The sequence below is a fragment of the Pseudomaricurvus alcaniphilus genome (genome assembly GCF_011440395.1).
Taxonomy (GTDB): Bacteria; Pseudomonadota; Gammaproteobacteria; order Pseudomonadales; family Cellvibrionaceae; genus Pseudomaricurvus; species Pseudomaricurvus alcaniphilus.
In genome coordinates this window covers 1-3,503 of the sequence record NZ_JAAOIX010000025.1, presented here as the reverse complement: position 1 = coordinate 3,503, position 3,503 = coordinate 1, and the positions used below count along the sequence as shown (strand labels likewise).

Annotated in this window: 3 protein-coding genes; all 3 read left to right on the top strand. The window is 47.7% G+C overall.

What is annotated here, in order from left to right; genetic code table 11:
- The first annotated feature begins 153 nt into the window (after positions 1-153).
- Genes G8764_RS22100 through G8764_RS22090 form a run of 3 tightly spaced genes read left to right on the top strand, consistent with a single transcriptional unit; the run spans position 154 to position 3,349 of the window.
- Positions 154-1,401, top strand: a complete 1,248-nt coding sequence (locus tag G8764_RS22100) for a site-specific integrase (protein ID WP_166168523.1) — start codon at positions 154-156, stop codon at positions 1,399-1,401.
- The gene (locus tag G8764_RS22095; protein WP_207952048.1) at positions 1,398-2,345 is read left to right on the top strand and encodes a tyrosine-type recombinase/integrase; all 948 of its coding nucleotides are present in this window, start codon (positions 1,398-1,400) and stop codon (positions 2,343-2,345) included. The genes G8764_RS22100 and G8764_RS22095 overlap by 4 nt, the downstream gene beginning before the upstream one ends.
- Complete coding sequence (locus tag G8764_RS22090) at positions 2,342-3,349, top strand: site-specific integrase (protein ID WP_166168520.1); 1,008 nt, start codon at positions 2,342-2,344, stop codon at positions 3,347-3,349. The genes G8764_RS22095 and G8764_RS22090 overlap by 4 nt, the downstream gene beginning before the upstream one ends.
- Positions 3,350-3,503: the final 154 nt, after the last annotated feature.

The following is a 3,503-nucleotide window of genomic DNA, read 5'->3' as shown; positions in this document are numbered from 1 at the left end:
TTCCCATTATGCACGATCGCAAATTATGCAAGTTATAAACTTCTCTAAGTTCTATATAGCCTATAATTCTAGATGTTTACGAACCGTTCGCTCGTTCGTCGTCGTACATAGTACAGAAGCCTTTCCTTCAGCATTTTGTCGAAGGGAGTGATTATGGACTATGATTTTGTCTCGTCAAGAAACCAGGCTTGGCTTTGCTCAAGTGCTTTAGCCCCGTTTGTTGATGCCTATATTTTTTATCTGATTAACCTTGGTTATTCTGAGCAGAGTATTCGTACCTATTCCCACGCAGTGGCTCATTTTGCCCACTGGCTGGACGGTAAAAACTGTCAGTTACAGTTCATAAATGAAGAAACAATCAAAAAATTTCTGTTTGATCATCTTCCGGCCTGTGAATGCGCACAGCAATGTCGCCGTAGTATGTTCAGTGTCAGGGCCGCCTTAAAGCACCTGCTGAAAATACTGAGGGCCGAAGGAGCTATCCCGGGCCATGCTCCTAGACCCCGTTATCCACGGATTGAAGAATTAGCTCGCTACGAAACTTACCTCGACGAGGTTCGTGGTCTGGCAGCTTCGACTCGAACCTGTATGGTTCGCTACGTAGATCAGTTTCTAGCAGTCAAATTTGGCAAACGCCCCGTTGACATAAAACTCGTTACGAGCCGGGATATACATCGTTTCGTTACGCGATTAGGTAAGGATTTCAAACCCTCATCGATAAGGTCCGTTGCCGGGGCATTACGTAGCTACTTGCGATATCGCGCAATGCTTGGTGATCATACAGAACCGTTGATAGCTTCTATCCCTGGGGTTGCTCAATGGCGACTAGCGACTTTACCAAAAGCACTATCATCTTTGGAGGTTGACCACTTGCTGAGCTCGTTTGATCGTACGACAGCCATTGGACGGCGCGATTACGCGATAACACGTTGCCTGATCGATTTAGGGCTTCGAGCTGGCGAGGTGGCTCAACTGCAGATTAATGATATCAATTGGCATGAGGGGATATTAGCCGTTAAAAGCACCAAGACCCATCGAGTACAATTGTTGCCTTTGCCCGAAAGAACAGGAGAAGCCATCGTCGACTATCTATCGCACGGTCGCCCTTCGGCTCCTTGCCGGGCATTGTTTGTCAGGCACCGTGGGCCCGTTAATTCCGCCATAAGCAGCGGTGCTGTCTGCAGTCGTGTGCGTCTAGCGAGTTCACGGTGTCATATGACACCTTCCATTGGTGCGCATACCTGTCGACATACCGCCGCCTGCCAGATGCTGAAAGCGGGAGCTAGCATTAAGGAAATAGCGGACATTCTCCGACACCGCCGTATCGATACAACAATGATTTATGCCAAGATCGATATGGATAGGCTTAATCTTGTCGTCGCTCCCTGGCTTGGGCAATGATCGTAAAACGACCCGCGATGGTATCTCTAGTCGAAGAGTATATTGCTATGAGGCGTAAAATGGGATTTGCCCTAGAGATAGGAGGCTATCAATTATTGCGCTTTGCACGATTTGCCGACGCAAGAGATCACCATGGACCTATCACGCTGGATCTTGTAACACAGTGGGCTCACCACAAGACGACATGTCCAAGAACGTGGGCTGACCGTATTAGGGCGCTTCGCCCATTTACAAAGTACCGAGCCCAATTCGACCCTGATACAGAGGTGCCTCCTCCAAAGTTTATCGGTCCAAAGCGTCAACGATTGGCGCCCCATATATATACCAATGAAGAGATTCGATCAATATTAGTCGCTGCATCGGAGTTGCCTCCCCGCGGTGGTGTACGGCCTGCGGCATACGAGACTCTTTATGGTTTGCTTGCAGCGACAGGGCTTCGTATCTCTGAAGCACTGCGATTAAGAATACAAGATGTTGATTTGGAGGCAGGAGTTCTCACAGTGCGTGAGACAAAATGCAAAAAATCCCGTTTAGTCCCATTGCATTCCACCACAGTACACGCGCTGAAACGGTACGCCCATATTCGCGAAGATAATTTCATCGCGCGTCGATGGAAAAACTTCTTTCTTCTAGCGGGAGGCCATCGTTTGGAAAAGGATACAGCGCAGCGTCAATTTCGCCGAATATGCAATAAATTACACCTACATGCGCGAGGCAGCCACCCCACGCCACGGATTCAGGATCTGCGGCATACCTTTATCACGCATTGTATATTGCGGTGGTATCGACAAGGTATCGACATTGATAAGGAGATGCTTGCTCTCTCTACCTATGTTGGTCACGCCGAAGTGACCTACACCTATTGGTATGTTACTGGCGTTCCTGAGCTAATGTCGATTGCCGTTCAGCGGTTCGAGAAATTTGCGTCGGCGGATATCGTATGAAAAAGACTCAATCTCGACCACAACTTTCGGTACTGTTACAACAGTTTTTTCTAAATCATCTAATGCAACAAAAAAATGTTAGCCCTCAAACAGTGGCAAGTTATCGAGACACCTTTCGACTGCTGCTCAATTTTGCTCACAAGTGGCTTGGGAAATCCCCGGCGAAAATCACATTGCCAGACATGGATGCCAGCCTTGTATTGGCCTTTCTCAATGACATCGAACGCAACAGGCACAATAGCATTCATACACGTAATACACGACTAACAGCCGTTCGCTCATTTATGCACTATGTGTCCACCCAGGACCCGATTTCCTTGCCTATGATTCAAAGTATATTGGCCATCCCCTTAAAACGGTTTGACCAACCTTTGATGGATTTCTTCTCGCGCGAGGAAATCAATGCTTTACTCAATGCGCCAGATATAACCACTTGGTGTGGACGGAGAGACCGGATAATGTTCAACATACTCTATAATACTGGCGCTCGGGTTTCTGAGATGATTGAAATGAAGGTGAAAGATATTGTATTGGGACGAAGTCCCGCAGTGCGGATTCACGGCAAGGGGCGCAAGGAAAGGACCGTACCTATATGGTCCGGTACAGCAAGGCAATTACGAGAATGGATGCATCAAATTGATTCCTCGCCTAATCAGCACCTGTTTCCAAATCGCGCAGGCGGCCCATTGAGCAGGACAGGTGTAACGGATCGTTTGAAGCTGGCCTTGCAAATGGCGTCTCAATACTGTCCGCAACTCCAGCGACGAAAAATCTCGCCCCACCGTATTCGCCACACAACAGCTTGCCACCTCCTCCAATCGGGTGTGGATCTAACGGTAATCGCGCTTTGGTTGGGCCACGAAAGCCCATCGACAACGCATAGGTATGTCGAGGCAAATCTTGATATGAAGCAAAAGGCGCTTAATATGCTCAAGGAACCTCAACAGAAAGTAAATCGGTACCGGCCTACTGACTCAATATTGGCATTTTTGGATAATCTCTGATTATGCACGGCTGAAGTGCAAGCAAGTTGAGAATCAGGGCAAATAGACAACCAGTAACCACATGAAAATAAAAGGGTTTTATTCGATCACTAAACTCACTGTTCGGAATTGCGTTTTGGAAGCCTGTATAATCCACTGTCGCGCATAATGGGAA

Coding starts and splice junctions, on each gene's coding strand:
- G8764_RS22095 (WP_207952048.1), top strand. CDS start 1,398: ATGATCGTAAAACGACCCGCGATGGTATCTCTAGTCGAAGAGTATATT.
- G8764_RS22100 (WP_166168523.1), top strand. CDS start 154: ATGGACTATGATTTTGTCTCGTCAAGAAACCAGGCTTGGCTTTGCTCA.
- G8764_RS22090 (WP_166168520.1), top strand. CDS start 2,342: ATGAAAAAGACTCAATCTCGACCACAACTTTCGGTACTGTTACAACAG.